Raw genomic sequence first — 24002 nt, forward strand, 5'->3', positions numbered from 1 at the left:
GTGCAGGAAGAGCAGCAGGACAAGGTTGCCGACTACCTGAGGCGAGTCACCGTCGAGCTGCGCCGGGCTCGCGAACGCGTCCTCGAACTGGAACGCGACCGCACCGAGCCCATCGCGATCGTCGGCATGGCGTGCCGCTTCCCCGGCGGTGTCAGCACCCCCGAGGACCTGTGGCGCGTGGTGGCAGATGAACGCGACGTCCTCTCCCCGTTCCCCACCGACCGCGGCTGGGACTTGGAGACGTTGCGCTCCGGTGCCTCCCTCGCCACCGAGGGCGGCTTCCTCGACACGGTGGCCGACTTCGACGCCGACTTCTTCGGCATCTCCCCGCGTGAGGCGCTGGGCATGGACCCGCAGCAGCGCCTGATGCTGGAGGTGGCGTGGGAGGCACTGGAGCGGGCCGGCCTCGACCCGGCCGCGCTGCGCGGCAGCCAGACCGGGGTGTTCGTCGGCACCAACGGCCAGGACTACGCCGACCTGGTGTCCGTGGACGGCGACGGGCACGCCTCCACCGGCCTCATCGCGTCCGTCCTCTCCGGCCGCATGTCCTACACCTTCGGCTTCCAGGGCCCCGCCGTCAGCGTCGACACCGCCTGCTCGTCGTCCTCGGTCGCCCTGCACCTCGCCTCCCAGGCCCTGCGCGGCGGCGAATGCTCCCTCGCCCTGGCCGGGGGCGTCACGATCATGGCCACGCCGCACGCCTTCGTCGAGTTCACCCTGCAGCGCGGACTCGCCGCCGACGGCCGCTGCAAGGCCTTCTCCGACGCCGCCGACGGCACCGGCTGGTCCGAGGGCGCCGGCGTACTCGTACTGGAACGCCTCTCGGACGCAGTGCGCAACGGGCACCGGGTGCTGGCGGTGGTGCGGGGTTCGGCGGTCAACCAGGACGGCGCGTCCAACGGCCTGACAGCGCCCAACGGCCCGTCGCAGGAGCGGGTGATCCGGCAGGCTCTCGCGAGCGCCGGCCTGTCCGCCGCCGAGGTGGACGCGGTCGAGGCACACGGCACCGGCACCGCTCTGGGCGACCCGATCGAGGCCCACGCCCTCATGGCCACCTACGGCCAGGAACGCGACGCCGACCGCCCGCTGCTGATCGGCTCGGTCAAGTCCAACATCGGCCACACCCAGGCCGCCGCCGGCGTCGCGAGCGTGATCAAGGTCGTGTACGCCATGCAGCACGGGTTGTTGCCGAGGACGCTGCACGTGGACGCGCCGTCGTCGCACGTCGACTGGTCGGCGGGTGCGGTGGAGCTGCTGACGTCCGCCACGGCCTGGCCGGAGTTGGGGCACCCGCGTCGGGCCGGTATCTCGTCGTTCGGTGTCAGTGGGACGAACGCGCACGTGATCCTGGAGGCGGCGCCTGCGGAGGAAGCGCCCGAGCGCGGGGCAGGTCCTGTGCACGGGGTGCCGTGGGTTGTCTCGGCCAAGTCCGAGGGGGCGTTGGGCGAGCAGGTCGAGGCGGTGCGGGGTGCCGAGGGCGACGCCCTTGACGTCGGGTTCTCCCTGCTGACCGCGCGGTCGCTGTTCGAGCACCGGGCGGTGGTGCTGGACGGCGAGGAGATCGCCAGGGGAGTGGCGGGCGGCGGGAAGCCCGTGGCCGTGCTGTTCTCCGGGCAGGGGTCTCAACGGCTCGGTATGGGCCGGGAGTTGTATGAGCGGTTCCCGGTGTTCGCCCGTGCTCTGGATGACGTACTCGCTCATCTCGACCCGGCGCTGCGGGGAGTGATGTGGGGCGAGGACGAGGAGTTGCTGAACCGGACCGGTTCCACGCAACCGGCGTTGTTCGCCTTCGAGGTGGCGCTGTACCGGCTGGCGGAGTCCTTCGGTGTGAAGGCCGCTCATGTGGCCGGTCATTCGATCGGTGAGATCGCGGCGGCGCATGTGGCCGGTGTCCTGAGCCTGGAGGATGCGGCGAGGCTGGTGTCGGCGCGGGCGTCGTTGATGCAGGCGTTGCCGCCCGGGGGCGCGATGGTGGCGATCGAGGCCACCGAAGAGGAAGTCGCCGCGCAGCTAACCGAGTCGGTGTCGATCGCTGCCGTCAATGGTGCGTCCTCGGTGGTGATCGCGGGTGACGAGGTTGAAGTCGAGCGGGTCGCCGGGCTGTTCGGTGACCGCCGGACCAAGCGGCTGAGGGTCTCCCATGCCTTCCATTCGCCGTTGATGGAGCCGATGCTGGACGACTTCCGCACGGTGGTCGGCCAACTCACCTTCCACGCCCCGGCGATCCCGTTCACCGCCAGTGGTGACGTGACCGATCCGGAGTACTGGGTCCGGCACGTCCGCGAGACCGTCCGCTTCCACGACCACGTCACCGCCCTCGGTGCGAAGGCGTTCCTGGAGATCGGCCCCGACGGCGTACTCTCCGCGCTCGTCGAGGACGCCGTGCCCGCGCAGCGCAAGAACCTGGACGAGGCGACCGCCTTCGTCACCGCTCTGGCCCGGCTGCATGTCACCGGCGTGCCGGTCGACTGGACGCCGTTCTACGAGGGCGGCCGCCGTGTAGACCTCCCCACCTACCCCTTCCAGCGTCGGCGCTACTGGCCCTCTGCCTCCGGCCGCGCGGTCGACGCCTCCGGGCTGGGCCTGACCGCCGTCGAACACCCGCTGCTCGGCGCGGCGGTCGAGGTCGCGGGTGGTGACGGTGCCCTGTTCACCTCGCGGCTGTCGGTGAGCACGCACCCGTGGCTCGCGGACCATGTCGTGGCGGGCCGGGTGCTGTTCCCCGGCACCGCCTTCGTCGAGCTGGCGCTGCGGGCCGGCGACGAGGTGGGCCTGGACCGGCTGGACGAGCTGACCCTGTCGGTGCCGCTGGTGCTGCCGGAGCGCGGGTCGATCCAGGTACAGGTCGCCGTCGGGGCGCCGGACGGCACCGGGCGCCGCCCGGTCACGGTGTACTCGCGGCTCGACGCCGACACCCCCTGGCTGGAGCACGCCACCGGGTTCCTCGCGGCGGGCACCGTCCACGACGACTTCGACGCGACCCCGTGGCCGCCGCCCGGGGCCGAAGCGGTCCCCGTGGACGGGTTCTACGAGCGCTTCGCCGACGCCGGTTTCACCTACGGCCCCGCCTTCCAGGGCGTACGAGCGGCATGGCGGCTCGGCGACAGCGTGTACGCCGAGGTTGCGCTGCCGGAAGGCACCCCCGGTACGGACGCCGACGCGGCGGCATACGGACTGCACCCGGCGCTGCTGGACTCGGCGCTGCACGCCGCCGAGTTGAGCCCGGCCGGCGGCGGTCTGCCCTTCGCGTGGCAGGGCGTGTCCCTGCACGCCACCGGCGCGACCGCGCTGCGGGTACGGATCCGGACCCGCGACGAGTCGGTCTCCGTGGCCCTCGCCGACGGCACCGGAGCCCCGGTCGCCTCGGTCGACTCCCTGGTCACCCGCCCGCTGCCCAGCGGCGACCTCGGCACCTCGATCGCGCGCGAGGCGCTGTTCCACGTCGACTGGACCCCGGTCGAACTGCCCGCCGAGGGCCCCGCCGACGTCGTACTCGAATACCTCTCGGCGCCTTCGGACGACGTCGTCGGCTCGGCGCACGAGATCACCAAGCGGGTCCTGGCGAAGATCCAGGAGTGGCTTGCCGACGAGCGCCCCGAGCGTCTGGTGTTCGTCACCCGTGCCGGTGACCTGGCCGCCTCCACCGCGTGGGGTCTGGTGCGGTCGGCGCAGGCCGAGCACCCCGGCCGGTTCGGCATCGTCGACACCGACACCGGCTTGGACGAAGTCGCCGCCCGGGCCCTGCGCCTCGACGAGCCTCAACTGCGCCTCCGTGGCGGCGAGGTCACGGTTCCGCGCCTCACCCGCCTCGCCCCGTCCGACACACCGGTCGGCAGCGAGCCCGCGTGGGACGGGCAGGTGCTGATCACCGGCGGCACCGGTGGGCTCGGCATGCTCGTCGCCCGCCACCTCGTCACCGCGCACGGAGTGCGCGACCTGCTGCTGGTCAGCCGCCGCGGGGAGGCGGACACCGCCGAGCTGGAGGCGCTGGGCGCGCGGGTCGTCGTCGAGGCGTGCGACGTCGCCGACCGCGAAGCCGTGGCCGCGCTGCTGGCCCGGCACCAGGTGCGGGCCGTCGTGCACACGGCGGGCGTGCTGGACGACGGTGTCGTGGAGTCGCTGACCGGCGAACGTGTCGACACGGTGCTCGCGCCCAAGGTGGACGCGGCCTGGCACCTGCACGAACTCACCGCCGACCTGTCCGCCTTCGTCGTCTTCTCCTCCGTCGCCGGCACCCTCGGCACCGCAGGACAGGGCAACTACGCGGCCGCCAACACCTTCCTGGACGCCCTCGCCGAACATCGCAGGGCGGCCGGACTGCCCGCGACCTCGCTGGCGTGGGGCCCGTGGCTGGCCGGCATGCTGTCCGGCGCCGACGCCGACCGCATGGCCCGTACCGGCATCCCCGGCATCACCGCGGAGCAGGGCGTCGAACTGTTCGACGCCGCCCTGAAGGCCGGTGCGACGGCCGGTACGGCGGCCGTGGTGCCGGTGCGCCTCGATCTGCCGGTGCTGCGCGGACGCGGCGAGGCCGCGCCGATCCTGCGCGGCCTGATCCGGGTCCGCGCCCGGCGCGCGGTCGCCGGTTCGGACACCGCCGCGTCCCTCGCGCAGCGGCTGGCCGCACTGCCCGCCGAGGGACGGCGCGAGGCCGCGCTGGACCTGGTGCGCGGCCAGGTCGCGGCCGTGCTCGGCCATGTCGGCACCGACGAGATCGACCCCGGCCGGGCCTTCCAGAGCCTCGGTTTCGACTCGCTGACCGCTGTCGAACTGCGCAACCAGCTCACCACCGCGACCGGCCTGCGCCTGTCCAGCACCCTGATCTTCGACTACCCGAACTCCGGCGCGCTGGCGGACCACCTCCTGGACGAACTGTTCGGGACCGACGCGCCCACGCCGGACCTGCCCGCCGCGGCCACCGCGTCCACGGCGGCCCTGTCCCACGACCCGATCGTCATCGTCGGCATGGCCTGCCGCTACCCCGGCGGCGGCGCCTCCCCCGAGGACCTGTGGCGCCTCGTCTCCGACGGCGTCGACGCGGTCAGCGGCTTCCCGACCAACCGTGGCTGGGACGCGGACGCGCTCTACCACCCCGACCCCGACCACACCGGCACCTCGTACACAAGGTCCGGTGGCTTCCTGCATGACGCGGGCGAGTTCGACCCGGCGTTCTTCGGGATGTCCCCGCGCGAGGCACTCTCGACCGACTCGCAGCAGCGCCTGCTGCTGGAGACCTCCTGGGAGGCACTGGAGCGCACGGGCATCGACCCGCTGACCCTGCACGGCAGCCGCACCGGCGTGTTCGCGGGCGTCATGTACACCGACTACTCGGTGCTGATCAGCGGCTCGGAGTTCGAGGGCTACCAGAGCATGGGCAGCGCGGGCACCTTCGCCTCCGGCCGCGTGTCCTACACCTTCGGCTTCGAGGGCCCGGCCGTCACCGTCGACACCGCCTGCTCGTCCTCCCTGGTGGCACTGCACCTGGCCGCGCAGGCGCTGCGGAGCGGCGAGTGCACGCTGGCGCTCGCCGGCGGCGTGACGGTGATGTCGACGCCGTCGACCTTCATCGAGTTCTCCCGCCAGCGCGGCCTTTCCGCCGACGGCCGCTGCAAGTCCTTCGCCGACTCGGCCGACGGTGTGGGCTGGGCCGAGGGCGCCGGCATCGTCGTACTGGAACGGCAGTCGGATGCCGTGCGCAACGGTCACCGGATCCTGGCCGTCGTCAAGGGCTCGGCGGTCAACCAGGACGGTGCGTCCAACGGGCTTACGGCGCCGAACGGTCCGTCGCAGCAGCGCGTCATCCGGCAGGCTCTCGCGAGCGCCGGTCTGTCCACCGCGGACGTCGACGCCGTCGAGGCACACGGCACCGGCACCACGCTGGGCGACCCGATCGAGGCGCAGGCGCTGCTCGCCACGCTCGGTCAGGACCGCGATGCGGACCGGCCGCTGCTGCTGGGCTCCGTGAAGTCCAACATCGGGCACACCCAGGCCGCCGCCGGTGTCGCCGGTGTCATCAAGATGGTCATGGCCATGCGCCACGGGTTGTTGCCGAGGACGCTGCACGTGGACGCGCCGTCGTCGCACGTCGACTGGTCGGCGGGTGCGGTGGAGCTGCTGACCTCCGACACGCCATGGCCTGAGGTGGATCGGGTACGTCGGGCCGGTATCTCGTCGTTCGGTGTCAGTGGGACGAACGCGCACGTGATCCTGGAGCAGGCGCCCGCGGCGGACGTCCCCGAGCCAGCGGACGTCCCCGAGCCAGCGGTCGGCCCTGCGCACGCGGTGCCGTGGATCGTCTCGGCCAAGTCGGACGAGGCGCTGAGCGAGCAGGTCGAGGCGCTGCCCGGCGTCGAGGGCCACGCCGCCGACATCGGGTTCTCCCTGCTGACCACGCGGTCACTGTTCGATCACCGGGCGGTGGTGCTGGACGGCGAGGAGATCGCGAGGGGAGTGGCGGGCGGCGCGAAGCCGGTGGCCGCGCTGTTCTCCGGGCAGGGGTCTCAACGGCTCGGTATGGGCCGGGAGTTGTACGAGCGGTTCCCGGTGTTCGCCGAGGCCTTGGACGACGTACTCGCTCACCTCGACCCGGCGCTGCGGGGTGTGATGTGGGGCGAGGACGAGGAACTGCTGAACCGGACCGGTCATACACAGCCGGCCCTGTTCGCCTTCGAGGTGGCGCTGTACCGGCTGGCGGAGTCCTTCGGTGTGAAGGCCGCTCATGTGGCCGGTCATTCGATCGGTGAGATCGCGGCGGCGCATGTGGCGGGTGTCCTCAGCCTGGAGGACGCGGCGAAGCTGGTGTCGGCTCGGGCGTCGCTGATGCAGGCGCTGCCTGCGGGTGGCGCGATGGTGGCGATCGAGGCCACCGAAGAGGAAGTCGCCGCGCAGCTAACCGAGTCGGTGTCGATAGCCGCCGTCAATGGCCCGTCTTCCGTAGTGATCGCGGGCGATGAAGCCGAGGTCGAGCGGATAGCCGAAGGCTTTGCTGATCGCAGGACCAAGCGGCTGAGGGTCTCCCATGCCTTCCACTCGCCGTTGATGGAGCCGATGCTGGACGACTTCCGCACGGTGGTCGGCCAACTCGCCTTCCACACGCCGACGATCCCGTTCACCGCCAGTGGGGATGTGACGGACCCGGAGTACTGGGTGCGGCACGTCCGTGAGACGGTCCGTTTCCACGACCACGTCACCGCGTTGGGTGCGAAGGCGTTCCTGGAGATCGGTCCCGACGGCGTACTCTCCGCGCTCGTCGAGGACGCCGTGCCTGCGCAGCGCAAGAACCTGGACGAGGCGACCGCCTTCGTCACCGCTCTGGCCCGGCTGCATGTCACCGGCGTGCCGGTCGACTGGACGCCGTTCTACGAGGGCGGCCGCCGTGTAGACCTCCCCACCTACTCCTTCCAGCACCAGTACTTCTGGCCCGAGCCCACGCCCAGGACGGACGTCGCCGCCGCCGGTCTCGGATCCGTCGAACACCCCCTGCTCGGCGCTGCCGTGGAGCTCGCCGGAGCGGCCGGGCATCTCTTCACGTCGCGGCTCTCGCTGCGTACGCACCCGTGGCTCGCCGACCATGCCGTGCGCGGCGAGGTGTTCGTGCCGGGTGCCGCCTTGGTGGAGCTGGCGCTGCGCGCGGGTGACGAGGTCGGCTGCGACCGGGTCGAGGAACTGACGCTCGCCGCACCGCTGGTGCTGCCCGCGCGCGGGTCCGTGCAGGTGCAGGCCTGGGTCGGTGCGGAGGTGGACGGACGCCGTTCGTTCACCGTCCACGCGCGGCCCGAGGACGACGCCGACGGGCCCTGGACGCCGCACGCGACGGGCACGCTGGCCGTCGGGACGGGCGGCAGCGACTTCGACGCGACCGTGTGGCCGCCGGCCGCCGAGCCCGTCGAGGTCGACGGCGCATACGAGCGGTTCGCGGACCTCGGCTTCGAATACGGCCCGCTGTTCCAGGGCCTGCGTGCCGTGTGGCGCGCGGGCGACACCGTGTACGCCGAGGTCGCGCTGCCGGACGGCACCGACGTGCGGGGCTTCGGCCTGCACCCGGCGCTGCTCGACGCCGCCCTGCACGCGGCGTTGCTCGTCGACGGCGGCGCCCGGCTGCCGTTCTCGTGGGAGGGCGTGTCGCTGCACGCCACCGGCGCCTCGTCGGTACGGGTGCGACTGACCCGGGGCGCCGACGGGTACGCCATCGCGCTGGCCGACACCACCGGCGCGCCGGTCGCGAGCGTCGACGCGCTCGTCGTACGGGAGGACACGGCGGCGGCGCGGGCCGCGGGTCCGGAGCGGGACGCGCTGTTCCGCGTCGACTGGGTTCCCGTCGATGTGCCCGTCGAGCCCGCGACCGGGGTCGTCATCGAGCCCGTCGTTGCCGTCGCCGAGGAAGGCGTCGTCGAGTCGGTGCGTCGGCTGACCGCGCGGGCGCTTGAAGCGATGCAGCAGTGGATCGCCGAGGAGCGGCCCGAGAAGCTCGTCTTCGTCACCGGCGCCGGGTGCCTCGCCGGGGCGGCCGTGCGCGGCCTGGTGCGGTCGGCACAGACCGAGCACCCGGGCCGGTTCGGCATCATCGACACCGACGGCAGCACCGTTGAATCCGACACCGACTCCGACGAACTCGTCGCCCGGGCCCTCGGCATCGACGAACCCGAACTGTCCATCCGTGACGGCGTGGTGCGCGCCGCCCGGCTCGCCCGGGCCACAGCGGGGGAGCGGGAGGTCGCCTGGGAAGGGCCGGTGCTCATCACCGGCGGCACCGGCGGCCTCGGCGGGATCGTCGCCCGGCACCTCGTCGACGATCACGGCATCCGCGACCTGGTCCTGGTCAACCGCAGCGGCAGCCGGCCGGAGTGGGTGGACGGGCTGGACGCCGACGTCACGGTGGTGGCGTGCGACGTCGCCGACCGCGAGGCGCTCGCCGCGCTGCTGGCGGAGCACCCGGTCCGCTCCGTCGTGCACGCGGCCGGCACCCTCGACGACGGGGTCGTCGAGGCGCTGACCCCCGACCGCCTGGACACGGTGTTCGCGCCGAAGGCCGACGCCGCCTGGCACCTGCACGAACTCACCGAGGACCTCTCGGCGTTCGTGGTCTTCTCCTCCGTGGCGGGCACCATCGGCAGCGCAGGCCAGGGCAACTACGCCGCCGCGAACGCGTTCCTCGACGCCCTCGCCGAGAACCGCCGGGCTGCCGGCCTGCCCGCGCTGTCGCTGGCGTGGGGCGCCTGGGAAGGCGGCATGGCGGGCGCGCTGCCCGAGGCGGACGTCGAGCGCATGCGCCGCGCCGGGCTGCCGCCGATCACCGTCGAGCAGGGCGTCGCGCTGTTCGACGCGGCACTGGCGAGCGACGAGGCCGTTCTGGTCCCGGCGCGCCTGGACCTGTCGGTGCTGCGGGCCCGGGGCGAGGTACGGCCGCTGCTGCGCGGTCTGATCCGTACCCGCGCCAAGCGTTCGGTCGCCGGGTCCGAGACGGCCGTGTCGCTGGTGGCGCGGCTGTCGGCGCGGGCGGACACCGAGCGTCTCGAAGCGCTGCTGGAGCTGGTGCGCGGCGAGATCGCCGGGGTGCTCGGGCACGCCGGAGCGCACGCCGTCGACGCCGAGCAGCAGTTCGCCGACCTCGGCTTCGACTCGCTCACCGCGGTCGAGCTGCGCAACCGTCTCGGCACGGCGACCGGGCTGCGGCTGCCGGCCACGCTGATCTTCGACTACCCGACCGCCTCGGTCCTCGCCTCTCACATCAAGGGCGAACTGTTCGGCACCGACGCACCGGCCGCGCTCGTGCCGGTCGCCACGGCGACCCCGGCCGACGACGACCCGATCGTCATCGTCGGCATGGCGTGCCGCTACCCCGGTGACGTCACCACCCCCGACGAACTGTGGCAGCTGGTGCTGGGCGGCACCGACGCGATCAGCGGCTTCCCGGCGAACCGCGGCTGGGACCTGGACGCCCTCTACCACCCCGACCCCGACCACCTGGGTACCTCGTACACCCGCTCGGGCGGCTTCCTGCACGACGCGGCGCTCTTCGACCCCGAGTTCTTCGGCATGTCGCCCCGCGAGGCGCTGGCCACGGACACCCAGCAGCGGCTGCTGATGGAGACGGCGTGGGAGGCGCTGGAGCGGTCCGGCATCGACCCGGTCGCGCTGAAGGGCAGCCGGACCGGCGTGTTCACCGGCCTGATGTACAACGACTACCAGTCCCTCCTCGGCGGCGGTGACCTCGAAGGCCACCAGGGCCAGGGCAGCGCGGGCAGCGTGGCCTCGGGCCGGATGTCGTACGTGTTCGGCTTCGAGGGTCCCGCGGTCACCATCGACACCGCCTGCTCGTCGTCGCTGGTCGCGATGCACTGGGCGATCCAGTCGCTGCGCAGCGGCGAGTGCGACCTCGCGCTCGCGGGCGGTGCGACGGTGATGTCGACGCCGTCGACCTTCATCGAGTTCTCCCGCCAGCGCGGCATCTCCGCGGACGGCCGCTCCAAGGCGTTCTCCGACTCCGCCGACGGCGTGGGCTGGGCCGAGGGCGTCGGCCAGCTCGTCCTGGAGCGGCAGTCCGACGCCCTCCGCAACGGGCACCGCATCCTCGCCGTCGTCCGCGGCTCCGCCGTCAACCAGGACGGTGCGTCGAATGGTCTGACGGCACCGAACGGGCCTTCGCAGCAGCGCGTCATCCGCCAGGCCCTCGCCTCCGCCGGCCTCACGACGGCGGACGTGGACGCCGTGGAGGCACACGGCACCGGCACCCCGCTGGGCGACCCGATCGAGGCGCAGGCCCTGCTCGCGACCTACGGCCAGGACCGCGACGTACCGCTCTACCTGGGATCCGTGAAGTCCAACATCGGGCACTCCCAGGCCGCCGCCGGTGTCGCCGGTGTCATCAAGATGGTGCTCGCGATGCGTCACGGTGTGCTGCCGCGCACCCTGCACATCACCGAACCCTCCTCGCACATCGACTGGGAGGAGGGCTCCGTCGAACTGCTCACCGAGCAGACCGCGTGGCCCGCGGCCGACCGCCCCCGCCGCGCCGGTGTCTCGTCGTTCGGTGTCAGCGGCACTAACGCGCACGTCATCCTGGAGCAAGGCCCCACCGTCACCGAAACCCCGACCCCGCGCCCCACGGACGGGGGCGTCCCCAGGCTGGTGTCCGCCAAGTCCGAGGCCGCGCTGCGCGAACAGCTCGAACGGACCAAGGGCCTGGACGGCGACCCGCTGGACATCGCCCACTCCCTCAACGGCAGGACGACATTCGAGCACCGCGCCGTCGTCCTCGGCGACGGCCCGGACGACACCGTCACCGGCCGGGCCGACATCAGCGGCCGGACCGTGTTCGTGTTCCCCGGCCAGGGCTCCCAGTGGATCGGCATGGGCCGTGAACTCCTCGGCTCCCACAAGGCGTTCACCCGCCGCCTCACCGAGTGCGCCGAGGCGCTGCGGCCGTACGTGGACTGGTCACTGCTCGACGTCCTGCGCGACGAGCAGTCCCTGGAACGGGTAGACGTCGTCCAGCCCGTGCTGTGGGCGGTGATGGTGTCCCTCGCGGAGGTGTGGCGCTCGTACGGCGTCGAGCCCGACGCCGTCGTCGGCCACTCCCAGGGCGAGATAGCCGCCGCGGCCGTCGCCGGAGCCCTGAGCCTCGACGACGCCGCGCGCATCGTGGCCCTGCGCAGCCAGGCCGTCGACGAGGCGCTGTCCCGGCGCGGCGGCATGCTGTCCGTGTCGCTGCCCGCCGACCGGATCCGGCCGCGCATCGAGAAGTACGGCGACCGGATCGCCGTGGCCGCAGTCAACGGCCCCGGCTCCACCGTCGTCGCCGGCGAGGTCGCCGCGCTGGAGGAGATCGTCGCCAACTGCCAGGCCGAGGACATCCGCGCCCGCATGATCGCCGTGGACTACGCCTCGCACACCCCGCAGGTGGAGGAGATCCGCGAACGCGTCCTGGCCGACCTCGCCCCGATCACGCCCCGCACCGGTGACGTGCCGTTCTACTCGACCGTCACCGGTACCCGGATCGACACCGCGGGACTCGACGCCGAGTACTGGTTCACCAACCTGCGCCACACCGTGGAGTTCGAGCGGGCGACCCGCGCCCTGCTCGCCGACGGCCACCGCTTCTTCGTCGAGCCGAGCGCCCACCCCGTCCTCACCGTCGGCATCGAGCAGACCCTGGAGGCCGAGGGCGTCGACGCCGTCGCGCTGGGCACCCTGCGGCGCGGCGAGGGCGGCCTGCGACAACTCCTCACCGCCCTGGCGCAGGCGCATGTGCGCGGCCTGACCGTCCGCTGGGACGACCTGTTCACCGGCGGCACGACGGTCGACCTGCCCACCTACGCCTTCCAGCGGCAGCGCTACTGGCCGGCCACCGTGACCGGCTCGGGCGACGCGACGGGCCTCGGCCTCACCGCGGTGGCGCACCCGCTGCTCGGCGCGGCCGTCGACCTGGCCGGCGCCGACGGCGTGCTCTTCACCAGCCGCCTGTCCCCGGGCACCCACCCCTGGCTCACCGACCACGCCGTCGGCGGGCGGGTGCTGCTGCCCGGCACGGCATTCGTGGAACTCGCGCTCCGCGCGGGCGACGAGGTCGGCTGCAACCGCCTCGACGAACTCACCATCTCGGCGCCCCTCGTCCTCGACCACGCCGTCCAGCTCCAGGTGTCCGTCACCCCACAGGAGACCTCGCAGGAGAACGGCCGCCACCGCGTCGCGATCCATTCCCGCCCCGACGACGACACACCGTGGACCGAACACGCCTCCGGCACCGTGAGCGACGGCGCGTACACCAGTGACTTCGACGCCGCCGTCTGGCCGCCGACGGGTGCCGGGCGGGTCGACATCGAAGGCTGCTACGACACCTTCGCGGTCCTCGGCTTCGAGTACGGCCCCGTCTTCCAGGGCCTGCAGGCCGTGTGGCGGCGCGGCGACGAGGTGTTCGCGGAGGTGGCGCTGCCCGAGGGGGTGGAGCCCGGCACCTTCGGCATCCACCCTGCCCTCCTCGACGCCGCTCTGCACGCCGCGCTGCTCACCCGCGACGGCGCCGGACTGCCCTTCGCCTGGGAGGGCGTGTCCCTGCACGCCACCGGCGCCACGACCCTTCGGGTACGCCTCACCCCCCGGGCCGACGGCATGGAGCTCGCCTTCGCCGACACCGAGGGCGGCCCCGTCGTGTCCGTCGAGTCCCTCGTCGTACGCCCCCTCGCGCAGACGCCGCTCGACGACATCCACCGGGACGCGCTGTTCCGCGTCGACTGGACGCAGGTCACGCTGCCCGACGCCACATCCGCCGACGTCGCCGACGTCGTGGTCGAACACGCCCTGGGCGCCGATGACACCGGCGACCCCGACGACGTGATCGGGTCCACGCATGCCCTCACCACCCGGGTCCTCGGCCTGCTCCAGGAGTGGATCGCCGAGGAACGCCCCGGCAGGCTCGCCGTCGTCACCCGCCACGGAGACCTCGCCGGGCAGGCGGTGTGGGGCCTGGTGCGCTCCGCGCAGACCGAGCACCCCGGCCGGTTCCAGCTCATCAGCGTCGACATCGACAGCGACGCCGACCTCGCCGCCGTACCGCCGCAGGCACTCGCCTCCGACGAGCCGCAACTGCGCCTGCGCGACGGCAAGGCGTACGCGCCGCGCCTCGCCCGCGCCGCCGCCGCACAGGACGACATCGCCTGGGAAGGGCCGGTGCTCGTCACCGGCGGCACCGGCGGCCTCGCCGGCGTCATCGCCAGGCACCTCGTCCACCGGCACGGCATCCGCGACCTGGTCCTCGCCAGCCGTAGCGGCCGTACTCCGGAATGGGTCGCCGAGCTCGACGCGCACGTGGACGTCGTCGCCTGCGACGTCGCCGACCGGGACGCGCTCGCCGACCTCCTGGCCCGGCACGAGATCCGCTCCGTCGTGCACACCGCGGGCGTGCTCGACGACGGCATCGTCGAATCTCTGACGCCGGAGCAACTCGCCACCGTGCTCAGGCCCAAGGTGGACGCGGCCTGGCACCTGCACGAACTCACCGCGGACCTCTCGGCGTTCGTCGTCTTCTCCTCCGCCGCCGGACTGCTCGGCGGCGCGGGGCAGGGCAACTACGCGGCGGGCAACGCCTTCCTCGACGCCCTCGCCGAGCACCGTCGCGCCCTCGGGCTGCCCGCCGTCTCGCTCGCCTGGGGCACCTGGGACTCCACGGCCGGCCTCACCGGCACCCTCACCGAAGCCGACCGCGAACGCCTCGTGCGCGCCGGAATGCCGCCGCTGTCGGCCGAGCAGGGCACGGCCCTGTTCGACGCCGCCCTCGCCACCGCCGAACCGGTCCTGCTCCCTGCCCGCCTCGACCTCGCGACCCTGCGCGCCCAGGGCGACGTCCCCGCGCTGCTGCGCGGCCTCGTCCGCACCCGGACCCGCCGCACCGCCGCCGGCTCGGCCGCCGCGTCCGGCCTGGTGCAGCGCCTGCGCCCGCTCGGCGACGCCGAACGCATCGACGCGCTGACCGACATCGTCCGCACCCAGGTCGCCGCCGTCCTCGCCCACGCCGAGGGCACCACGTTCGACGCCTCACGGGCCTTCCGCGACCTCGGCTTCGACTCTCTGACCGCCGTCGACCTGCGCAACCGCCTCGGCAACGTCACCGGGCTGCGACTGCCGGCCACCCTGGTCTTCGACTACCCGACCACCGCCGTGCTCGCCGAGTTCCTGCGCGACGAGCTGTTCGGCAGCGACCAGGCCGCGGCCGTACGCGTGCACACCGCCGTGGACGACGACCCGATCGCCGTCGTCGGCATGGCCTGCCGCTTCCCCGGCGGGGTCACCACCCCGGAGGAGCTGTGGCAGCTCGTCCTGGACGGCACCGACGCCATCTCCGAGTTCCCCGCCGACCGCGGCTGGGACCTGGACGCCCTGTTCGCGGCCGACGCCGAGACCGGCACCTCCGCGACCCGCCTCGGCGGATTCCTGCACGACGCGGGCGAGTTCGACCCGGCGTTCTTCGCCATGTCCCCCCGTGAGGCCCTCGCCACCGACGCCCAGCAGCGCCTGCTGCTGGAAACGTCCTGGGAGTCCCTGGAGCGAGCCGGCATCGACCCGCTCTCGCTGCGCGGCAGCGCGACCGGTGTGTTCGCCGGCGTGATGTACAACGACTACGCCCAGCTCCTCGGCACCGAGTTCGAGGGCTACCACGGCACCGGCAGCTCCCCCTCCGTCGCCTCGGGCCGCGTCTCGTACGTGCTCGGCCTGGAAGGCCCCGCCGTGTCCATCGACACCGCGTGCTCGTCGTCGCTCGTTGCCACCCACCTCGCCGTGCAGTCCCTGCGACAGGGCGAGTGCGACCTCGCCCTCGCCGGCGGCGTCGCGATCATGTCGACGCCGGCCACCTTCGTCGAGATCTCCCGCCAACGCGGCGTCTCGGCGGACGGCCGCTCGAAGGCCTTCTCCGACGACGCCGACGGCACCGGGTTCTCCGAGGGTGTGGGCATGGTCGTGCTGGAGCGGCTGTCGGATGCGGTGCGCAACGGGCATCGAGTGCTGGCCGTCGTCAAGGGCTCGGCGGTCAATCAGGACGGTGCGTCGAATGGCCTTACGGCGCCGAACGGTCCTTCGCAGCAGCGGGTGATCCGGCAGGCGCTCGCGTCCGCCGGTCTTTCGACTGCGGATGTGGACGCCGTGGAGGCGCACGGTACGGGGACGTCGCTCGGCGACCCGATCGAGGCGCAAGCGCTGTTGGCCACGTACGGCCAGGACCGTGATGTACCGCTCTACCTGGGCTCCGTGAAGTCCAACATCGGGCACACCCAGTCGGCGGCGGGTGTCGCCGGCATGATCAAGATGATCAAGGCGCTGGAGCACGGGGTGCTGCCGCGGACGTTGCATGTCACCGAGCCGTCGTCGCATGTGGATTGGGCTGCGGGTTCGGTGGAGTTGTTGACGTCGGCGGTGGAGTGGCCCGGTGGGGAGCGTCCGCGTCGGGCGGGTGTGTCGTCGTTCGGTATCAGCGGGACGAACGCGCATCTGATCCTGGAGGCGGCTGTCCCCGAGGAGTCGGCGGAGTCCGGTGCCGTGGGTTCGGGGCTTGGGGTTCCGTGGGTGGTGTCGGCGCGGTCTGAGCGGTCGTTGGATGCGCAGGTTGCGCGGTTGGAGGCTCTTGAGGCCGACAGCGTCGATGTGGGCTGGTCTTTGCTGGGGCGGTCGGTGTTTGATCACCGGGCTGTGCTGGTGGAGGGGCAGTTGGTGCGGGGTGTGGCCGGTGAGGTCGGGCCTGGTCCGGTGTTCGTGTTCCCCGGTCAGGGCTCGCAGTGGGCGGGGATGGCGGTTGAACTGCTGGATTCCTCCGAGGTGTTTGCGCACTGGGTGGCTGAGTGTGACCGGGTGATCGGGTCCTTCGTGGACTGGTCGGTCGTGGATGTGCTGCGGGGTGATGCGGAGCTGTTGGAGCGCATCGAGATCTTGCAGCCGGTGTTGTTCGCGGTGATGGTGTCGTTGGCGCAGACGTGGCGGTCGTTCGGTGTGGAGCCGGGCGCGGTGGTGGGGCATTCGCAGGGTGAGATCGCGGCTGCTTTCGTGGCGGGTGCGTTGAGCCTTGAGGATGCCGTGCGGATTGTCGTGCTGCGCAGTCAGCTGTTCGCGGACGAGTTGGTGGGCCGGGGTGCGGTCGCCTCGGTGGCGCTGCCGGTGGAGGCGGTGCGTGAACTCATCGGTCGCTGGGCTGGGTTGTCGGTGGCCGGTATCAACGGTCCGAATGCGTGCACGGTGGCTGGTCCGGAGGCTGAGCTGGGCGAGTTCGTCGACCTGTGCGTGAGCCGGGGTGAGCGGGCGCGTGTCGTGCCCTCGACGGTGGCGTCGCACGGCCCGCAGGTCGAGCCGCTGCGGGAACGCCTCCTGGAGCTGCTGGCGGAGACGACTCCTCGGACGGCGGGTATCCCGTTCTACTCGGCGGTGACCGGCGAGCGGATCGACACGACGGAACTGGGCCCGGAGTACTGGTACTTGAACGCCCGCAGGCCGATCGAGTTCGCGAAGGTCACCCGCGCATTGATCGACGACGGCTACCGCGTGTTCGTCGAGTCCAGTGCGCACCCGGTGCTGACGATGCCGCTGCAGTCCACCGCCGACGATCACGGCGCGGCGGACGTCGTGGCGGTCGGTTCCCTGCGCCGGGACCAGGGCGGGCCGGCCAGGTTCGCCCTCTCCCTCGGCGAGGCGTGGGCCGCAGGCGTCGAGGTGGACTGGCGGGTGTTCTACGAAGGCACCGGAGCCCGCCGCATCGACCTCCCCACCTACGCCTTCGACCACTCCCGCTACTGGCCCGAGCCCCTGCAGCCCAGCGCGGCCGAGAACGACCCCGTCGACGCAGAGTTCTGGACACTCGTCGACAACGGCGAGCTGGACACCATCGGCATCACCGACGAAACGCTCGCCGACACGCTGCGGACCTGGCGTGCCCAGCGCAAGGCCCGTTCCACGATCGACGGTTGGCGCTACCGCGACCAGTGGGCGCCCGTCACGGTGTCCGGGACGCCGTCCGGGACATGGCTCGTCGTCACCGCGGCCGGCGTGACCGATGCCGACGTGATCACGGCTGTCGGCGCGCACGCGGACGTCGTACGGGTCGAGGTCGACGCGGATGCCGACCGGGCCCGACTCGCCGCCCGGCTGGTGGACCTCGCGGTCGTGCCGAGCGGGGTGGTGGCTCTGACCGGCCTCATCGGCACGCCGGACCACCCGACCGGTCTCGCCCTGACTGTCACGCTGCTGCAGGCGCTGGCCGATGCGGGCATCTCCGCGCCGGTGTGGGCGGTCACCCGGCAGGCGGTGTACGACGAGGTCGCGCACCCGACGCAGACCGCGCTGTGGGGACTCGGCCGGGTGGCCGCGCTCGAACTGCCGTACCGCTGGGGCGGGTTGATCGACCTGCCGGAGGAGATGGACGACCGGGCAGCGACGCGTTTCGTGGCGGTGCTCACCGGCACCGAGGACCAGGTCGCCGTCCGGCAGGGCGGTGTCTTCGCCCGACGCCTGGTGCGGGCCACGGCCCAGAACGGGCCGGAGTTCCGCACCACCGGCACCGCCCTGATCACCGGCGGAACCGGCGCGCTGGGCGGCCATGTCGCCCGCTGGCTGGTCGAGGCCGGAGCCGAGCACGCCGTACTGACCAGCCGCCGCGGTGCCGATGCGCCCGGTGCGCAGGAGCTGCGGGCCGAACTGGAGGCGCTCGGTGCCCGGGTGACGATCGAGGCCTGCGACGCGGCGGACCGCGCCGCGCTCGAAGCCGTCGTGAACCGTGCGGACGACCTGACCGTCGTCGTGCACGCGGCGGGCGTCGGCACGGGTGACGCACCGGTCGGCGAGCTGTCGTTCGACGCCGTCACCGGGATCCTGGACGCCAAGATGGCGGCGGCCTGGCACCTGCACGAGCTGGCGCCGGACGCCAGGTTCATCCTGTTCTCGTCCGGCGCGGCGAGCTGGGGCAGCGGCGGACAGCCCGCCTACGCGGCCGCCAACGCCTACCTCGACGGGCTCGCCCGACTGCGCCGCGCCCAGGGCCGCCACGCCCTGTCCATCGCGTGGGGTGCATGGGCCGACGCGGGCATGGCCGCCGACCACGGCCTGTACGAGGAGCTGGCCCGCCGTGGCATCGGGTCGATGGCGCCGGAGCTGGCGATGGCCGTGCTGCGGCAGGCGGTCGCCGACGACCAGACTCAGCTCACCGTCACCGACATCGACTGGGCGACGTTCGCCCCGAGCTTCACCGCCGAGCGGCCGAGCCCCCTGCTCAACGGCATCGCGGAAGTACGGCAGGCCCTCGCCGACAGCCCGGTGGAACGGGACGAGTCGGCCCTCAAGCAGCGGCTCGCCGCGCTGTCCGCCGTGGAGCGCGACCGGGCCCTGCTCGACCTCGTGCGCACCGAGGCCGCCAAGACCCTGGGCTACGCGGAGACCGACACGCTGCCGGCCGGGCGGGCCTTCCGCGAGCTGGGCTTCGACTCGGTGACCGCCGTCGAGATGTGCAACAAACTCAAGGCCGTCACCGGCCTGCCGCTGCCCACGACCGTGGTGTTCGACCACCCGACCGCGACCGCGCTGGCGGGCTACCTGCGCGAGGAACTCTTCGGCAGGACCGACGCCCCCGCCGAGGTGCGTGCCGCCACGGCCGCCACCGGCGACCCGATCGCGATCGTCGGCATCGGCTGCCGCTACCCCGGTGGCGTCACCCGGCCGGAGGAGCTGTGGCAGCTCGTGTTCGACGGCCGCGATGCCGTCTCCGGCTTCCCCACCGACCGTGGCTGGGACCTGGACAGCCTGGCCAGCGCCACGTCCGAGGGCGGATTCCTCGACGCCGTCGCGGACTTCGACGCCGGCTTCTTCGGGATCTCGCCGCGTGAGGCCGTCGTCATGGACCCGCAGCAGCGTCTGCTCCTGGAGACCTCCTGGGAGGCGCTGGAGCGGGCGGGCATCGACCCGGTCACGCTCAAGGGCAGCCCCACCGGTGTCTTCGTCGGTACGACAGGACAGGACTACGAGTCGCTGCTGAACCGCTCGGTGGAGGAGACCGGCCCCTACGCCACCACCGCGTTCTCCGCGAGCGTGCTGTCCGGCCGTATCTCCTACCTGCTCGGCCTGGAGGGCCCGGCCGTCACCGTCGACACCGCCTGCTCCTCGTCCCTGGTCGCGATGCACTGGGCGGCGCAGGCGCTGCGCAACGGCGAGTGCGACCTCGCGCTCGCCGGCGGTGTCGCGGTGATGACCACGCCGAACGCCTACTCCGCCTTCACCGCCACCGGAGGTCTCGCCCCCGACGGCCGCTGCAAGGCGTTCGCCGACGCCGCCGACGGCACCGGCTGGTCCGAGGGCGCGGGCGTGATCCTGCTGGAGCGCCTGTCCGACGCCCGGCGCAACGGCCACGAAGTCCTCGCCGTTCTGCGCGGCTCGGCCGTCAACCAGGATGGTGCGTCCAATGGCCTTACGGCGCCGAACGGGCCGTCGCAGCAGCGGGTGATCCGGCAGGCCCTCGCCAACGCCGGGCTCTCCGGGGGCGACGTCGACGTGGTCGAGGCGCACGGCACCGGCACCACGCTCGGTGACCCCATCGAGGCGGGCGCGGTGCTCGCCACGTACGGCCAGGACCGCGAGACTCCTGTCCTGCTGGGCTCCATCAAGTCCAATATCGGCCACCCGCAGTCGGCCGGCGGCGTCGCCGGCGTCATCAAGATGGTCATGGCGCTCCGGCACGGCGTCGTACCCCGCACCCTGCACGTCGACGCGCCGTCCACCAACGTCGAGTGGGGGACCGGCAGCGTCGAACTCCTCACCGAACGCCGTGACTGGCCGGCCACCGGCCGCGCCCGCCGGGCCGGTGTGTCGTCGTTCGGCGTCAGCGGCACCAACGCGCACGTGATCATCGAGCAGGCGCCGGAGTCCGCCCCGGAGCGGGATGAGCCGGTGCGCGTGACGCCGGGTGTCGTCCCGGTCCTCGTGTCGGGCCGCACCGAGCGGGCCCTTGCCGACCAGGTCGCCCGCCTCGCCGCGGTCGATGCCAGTCCCCTCGACATCGCCTACTCCCTCGCCACCGGTCGTAGCCGGTTCGAGCACCGGGTGGTCCTCGCGGACGGAGCGGAGATCGCCCGGGGCGAGGCCACCGAGCAGCAGCTCGCGTTCCTGTTCTCCGGGCAGGGGGCGCAACGGCTGGGCATGGGCCGGGAGTTGTACGAGCGGTTCCCCGTCTTCGCGGGCGCTCTGGACGACGTACTCGCCTACCTGGACCCGCAGTTGCGCGAGGTGATGTGGGGTGCGGACGCGGAGCTGCTGAACCAGACCCGTCACACCCAGCCCGCGCTGTTCGCCCTCCAGGTGGCCCTTTACCGGCTGACGGAGTGGCTCGGTGTGCGGGCCGATCAGCTGGCGGGCCATTCCATCGGTGAGATCGCGGCCGCGCATGTGGCCGGGGTGCTGTCGCTGGAGGACGCCTGCACGCTGGTGTCGGAGCGGGCCCGGCTGATGCAGGCGCTGCCCGCGGGCGGCGCGATGCTGGCGATCGAGGCCACGGAGGAGGAAGCCGCCGCGCATCTCACCGGCGGTGTGTCGATCGCGGCCGTCAACGGGCCGACGTCCGTGGTGATCGCGGGCGACGCGGCCGAGGTCGAGCGGATCGCCGAACACTTCGCCGACCGCAGGACCAAGCGGCTGCCGGTCAGCCACGCCTTCCACTCGCCGCTGATGGAACCGATGCTGGACGACTTCCGTTCGGTGGTCGGCGGCCTGACGTTCCACGAGCCGGCGATCCCGGTCGTGACGACGGGTGACGTGACCGGCCCCGACTACTGGGTCCGTCATGTCCGTGCGGCGGTGCGGTTCCACGACAACGTCACGGCGCTGCGCGAGGCGGGCACCACGGCGTTCCTGGAGATCGGCCCTGACGGTGTGCTGTCCGCGATGGTCGCCGAGACGGCCCCGGATGCCGTGATCACCCCGGTGCTGCGCAAGGACCGCGACGAGGAGTCCGCGCTGGTCACAGGCCTGGCGCGGCTGCACGTGAGCGGCGTGACCGTGGACTGGGTGCCGCTGTTCGCCGGTACCGGCGCCCGCCGCGTGGACCTGCCGACGTACGCCTTCCAGCACGAGCGCTACTGGCCGACGCCGCTGGAGGCCACCGCCTCCGCACAGCCCGCCGTGGACTCCTGGCGGCACCGCGAGTCCTGGACGCCGGTCACACCGACGGGCTCGGTCACCGGCACCTGGCTGGTCGTGGTGCCGGCCGGGCTGGCCGACGACGCGTGGGCCGCCGAGGTCGCCGCGGCGGTCGGCGGCACGATCGTCGAGGAACTGCCCGAAACGCCGTACGACGGCGTCGTCTCGCTGCTGGCACTGTCGGACGGCACCGACGCGGGCGGTGTCCCGGCCGGCGTGTCCGGCACGCTGGAACTCGTCCGGACGCTGGCGCGCCGCGGCATCGCCGCCCCGGTGTGGGCGGTCACACGCGGCGCGGTCTCGGTCGCGGGCGAGCCGATCGCCGACGTGGGACAGAGCGCCGTCTGGGGCCTCGGCCGCGTCGCCGCGCTCGAACTGCCCGCCCAGTGGGGCGGCCTGGTCGACGTACAGGGTGCACCCGAGCTGCTTGCCGCCGTACTCACGGGCGCCGAGGACCAGGTGGCCGTCCGGCCCGAAGGCGTCTTCGCCCGCCGATACGGCAAGGCACCGCGCCCGGCCGGTACGGCGTGGCAGCCGACCGGCACCGTCCTGATCACCGGCGGTACCGGCGCGCTCGGCGCGCACGTCGCCCGTGACCTCGCCAAGCGGGGCGTGGAGCGGGTCGTTCTGGCCAGCCGCCGGGGCCTGGACGCGCCCGGCGCCGCCGCGCTGCGGGACGAACTGCGCGAGCACGTACGGGCCGACGTGGTGGCCTGCGACGTCGCCGACCGCGACGCCGTCCGCGCCCTCCTCGCCGACCTGCCCGGACTCACCGCCGTCGTGCACACCGCCGGTGTGCTGGACGACGGAGTGATCGAGTCGCTGACGCCGCAGCGGTTCGCGGACGTGTTCCGCGCCAAGGCCGCTTCCGCGCTCGTCCTCGACGAGCTGACGCGCGAGCTGGACCTCGATGCGTTCGTCCTGTTCTCGTCCCTCGCCGGTGCGATCGGCAACCCCGGCCAGGCCAACTACGCCGCCGCCAACACCGTCCTGGACGCCCTCGCCACCAGGCGTCGGACCGACGGCCACGCCGCGACCTCCATCGCCTGGGGCGCCTGGGCCGGAGCCGGCATGGCCGCAGGGGAGGGTGTCGGCGCCGACCTGCACGGCCTCGCCATGAACCCCGCCCTCGCCGTGGAGGCGATGTGGCGGGCCGTCGGCGAACCCGACGCGACCATCGGCATCGCGATCCTTCCGGACGCCGTGCCCGCGGCCGAGAGCCGGGCACGCGAGCCGCGCGGCGACGCCGGCCTGCTCGCCAGGCTCCAGGACGCGGACGAGCCGCTGGACGTGATGCTCGACGTCGTCCGCACGGCCGTCGCGGCAGTGCTCGGCTACGCCGGCCCGTCCGCCGTGGGCGTCACCAAGCCCTTCAGCGGCCTCGGCTTCGACTCACTCACCGCCGTCGAACTGCGCAACAAGCTGGGCACGGCAACCGGGCGCAGCCTGCCCGCGAGCCTCGTCTACGACTACCCGACGCCCCGCGCGCTCGCCGAGCACCTGCTCCACGAGGTGCTCGGAGTCGCCGCCGACGCCGCCGTGGTCGCCCGCGGTCCCGTGCGCGACGACGAGCCGATCGCCATCGTCGGCATGTCCTGCAGGTTCGCCGGCGGGGCGACGACGCCCGAGGAGTTCTGGGAGATGCTGGTCGAGGGACGCGACGGCATGGGCGCGTTCCCGACCGACCGCGACTGGGACGTCGAGTCGGTGCTGGCGACGAGCGTCACCAGCGAGGCCGGATTCCTCGACGGCAGCGCGGACTTCGACCCCGCGTTCTTCGGCATCGCCCCGCGCGAGGCGCTCGCGATGGACCCGCAGCAGCGGTTCCTGCTGGAGACGACCTGGGAGGCACTGGAGCGCGTCGGCGTCGACCCGGACTCCCTGCGATCCACCCCGACCGGCGTGTTCGTCGGCACGAACGGCCAGGACTACGCGACGCTGCTCACCAACTCCGCCGAGGACACCGAGGGCCACGCCGCCACCGGTCTCGCGGCGAGCGTGATCTCCGGCCGCCTCTCCTACACCTTCGGCTTCGAGGGCCCGGCCGTCACCGTCGACACCGCCTGCTCCGCGTCCCTGGTGGCCATCCACCTGGCCACCCAGGCGCTGCGCGGCGGCGAGTGCACGCTCGCCGTCGCCGGCGGCGCGACCATCATGACCACCCCGCTCGCCTTCGCCGAACTCACCCGCCAGGGCGCCCTCGCCAAGAACGGCCGCTCGAAGGCCTTCTCCGACGACGCCGACGGCGCGGGCTGGTCCGAGGGCGTCGGCATGGTGGTCATGGAGCGGCTGTCGGATGCGGTGCGCAATGGGCATCGGGTGCTGGCGGTGGTGCGGGGCTCGGCGGTGAA

1 protein-coding gene (cut by a window edge) is annotated in these 24002 nt (G+C 72.9%); it reads left to right on the forward strand.

From position 1 onward, the window contains the following. Positions 1-24002, forward strand: partial view of a type I polyketide synthase gene (locus tag AB5J49_RS44165; protein WP_369174503.1) — the 5' portion only. The gene runs 3886 nt beyond the window's last position; only the first 24002 of its 27888 coding nucleotides appear in the window; the start codon lies at positions 1-3; its stop codon lies off the right edge, out of view.

The organism is Streptomyces sp. R28 (assembly GCF_041052385.1).
Taxonomy (GTDB): Bacteria; Actinomycetota; Actinomycetes; order Streptomycetales; family Streptomycetaceae; genus Streptomyces.